The organism is Polaromonas sp. (assembly GCF_030682935.1).
In the GTDB taxonomy this organism is placed as follows: Bacteria; Pseudomonadota; Gammaproteobacteria; order Burkholderiales; family Burkholderiaceae_C; genus Polaromonas.
In genome coordinates, this window is the sequence record NZ_JAUXNA010000314.1 from 1 (window position 1) to 2,081 (window position 2,081).

Here is a 2,081-nt window from a genome sequence, read left to right on the forward strand (position 1 = left end):
AGGCCGTGCGCGACGGCGATCCCCAGCGTTGCGAAACCCTGATGGCGCACCATGTGAGCGACGCCTTCCGGCGCCTGGTGGAAGCGGCGCCGGCCCCCTGATTTCCCCTTCACGCCTACAAAAACCACCGGAGACATACCATGCAAAGACGCACCCTTCTTCAGGCAGCCCCCGCATTGCTGGGCCTGCCCGGCCTTTCCCTTGCCCAGACGGCCTACCCGGCCAAAGCGATACGCTACATCGTGCCGGTATCCGCCGGCGGCGGCAGCGACATGGTCGGCCGCACCGTGACCGAGCGCTGGGGCCAGCAGCTCAAGCAGAGCTTTATCGTCGATAACCAGGGCGGCGGCGGCGGCGTGATCGCCTGCCAGGCCACCGCGCGCGCCGCGCCCGACGGCTACACCCTGCTGCAGGGTTACGTCGCGACGCACGGCACCAGCCCAGCCACCCGCAAGCTGCCCTACGACGCCATCAAGGACTTCACGCCGATCGGCATGATAGGCGGCACGCCCAATGTGCTGGTGGTCAATGCCTCGCTGCCCGTGACCAACATCCGGGAATTCATCGACTATGTCAAAAAGAACCCCGGCAAGCTCAGCTACGGCTCGGCTGGGCAGGGCTCGCTCACCCACCTGACGATGGAATTGTTCAAGCAGCAGATCAACTCCTTCATGGTGCACATTCCCTATCGCGGCGTCGCGCCGGCCTTCACCGACCTGATAGGGGGACAGACCCAGGCCATGTTCCCCGGCCTGGCTGCTGCCGTGCCGCACATCCGTTCCGGCCGGGTGCGCCCGCTGGCCGTCACCGGGCTGCAACGGCATCCCCAGTTCAAGGATCTGCCGACGCTGGACGAGTCCGGCTTCAAGGGTTTTGACGCCCAGCAGTGGTACGGCGTGGTCGGCCCGGCCGGGATGCCGGCCCCCATCGTGAAGCAGCTCAACGACACCCTCGCCGTGGTGCTGCGCGCCCCCGACATGCGCGAAAAGCTGTCGGTGGAGGCGATCGAGCCGCAAGTGATGACGCCGGAGCAGTTCGGCAGCTTCATCAAGGCCGACATCGCGCGCTGGACCGAACTGGCGCGTGCCCGCGGGATCCAGCTCGACAGCTGAAATTTTCAAGCCAAATCGGCCTGTAGCCCATATACGGTGTGGGCTAGCAGCTCACTTTTTGATAGCATTTTTCAACCTCTGGCTGTTTTGCCGAAAGAACCCATGGCCCGCAATACCCAGGTCGCCGCCGACCACAACGCCCCACCCGTCACCCAGATCCTGGCCCAGCATGTGGCCACCCACCCCGGCTTCCTGGCCGGCGGCTGGAGCGCCGCCGTCGATCACGAAGCCCACCGCACCTTCATGAACTGGCTGGGCTGCGCCGTGGGCGCCGCACAGCATGAAGCCGCCGACGCGGCGCTGGCGGCCGTCGCCATGCTGCAGCCCGCTCCCCAGGCCAGCGTGCTGGGCCGCGCCGGCAAGATCGACATGGCCAGCGCCGCCCTGGTCAACGGCATCACCTCGCACACCTTCGACTTTGACGACACCCATTTGAAAACCATCATCCACCCGGCCGGTCCGGTGGCGTCGGCGGCCCTCGCGCTGGCCGAACACACGGGCGCTTCCGGCCGCGAGCTGATCGATGCGCTGGTGCTGGGCATCGACGTGTCCTGCCGGGTCGGCAACGCGATGTATCCCGAGCACTATGACCGCGGCTGGCATATCACCGGCTCGACCGGCACGCTGGGCGCGGCTGCTGCCTGTGCGCGCCTGCTCAAACTCGACGTTCAGAAAACCGCGATGGCACTGGGCATCGCCGCCTCTCAGCCGGTCGGCATGCGCGAGCAGTTCGGCACCATGACCAAACCCTTCCACCCGGGCGGCGCGGCACGCGCCGGGCTGATGTCGGCGCTGCTGGCCAGCCAGGGTTACACCGCCAGCCCCAAAGCGCTGGAAGCGCCACGCGGCATGATGCAGACAGTTTCGACCAAAAACGACTGGAACGAGATCACAGGCGAGCTGGGCCAGCGTTTTGAGATTTCCTTCAACACTTACAAGCCCTTCGCCTGCGGCATCGTGATTCACCCC

At 66.2% G+C, this 2,081-nt stretch carries 2 protein-coding genes; both read left to right on the forward strand.

The genetic code is table 11. The features are described 5' to 3' along the window. The first annotated feature begins 140 nt into the window (after positions 1 to 140). Positions 141 to 1,112: a tripartite tricarboxylate transporter substrate binding protein gene (locus Q8K05_RS14540; RefSeq protein ID WP_305247348.1), complete on the forward strand. Its 972-nt coding sequence runs from the start codon at positions 141 to 143 to the stop codon at positions 1,110 to 1,112. A 102-nt stretch (positions 1,113 to 1,214) separates the two neighbouring features. Next, a partial coding sequence (locus tag Q8K05_RS14545) for an MmgE/PrpD family protein (RefSeq protein WP_305247349.1) occupies positions 1,215 to 2,081 on the forward strand: 867 nt, incomplete at its 3' end.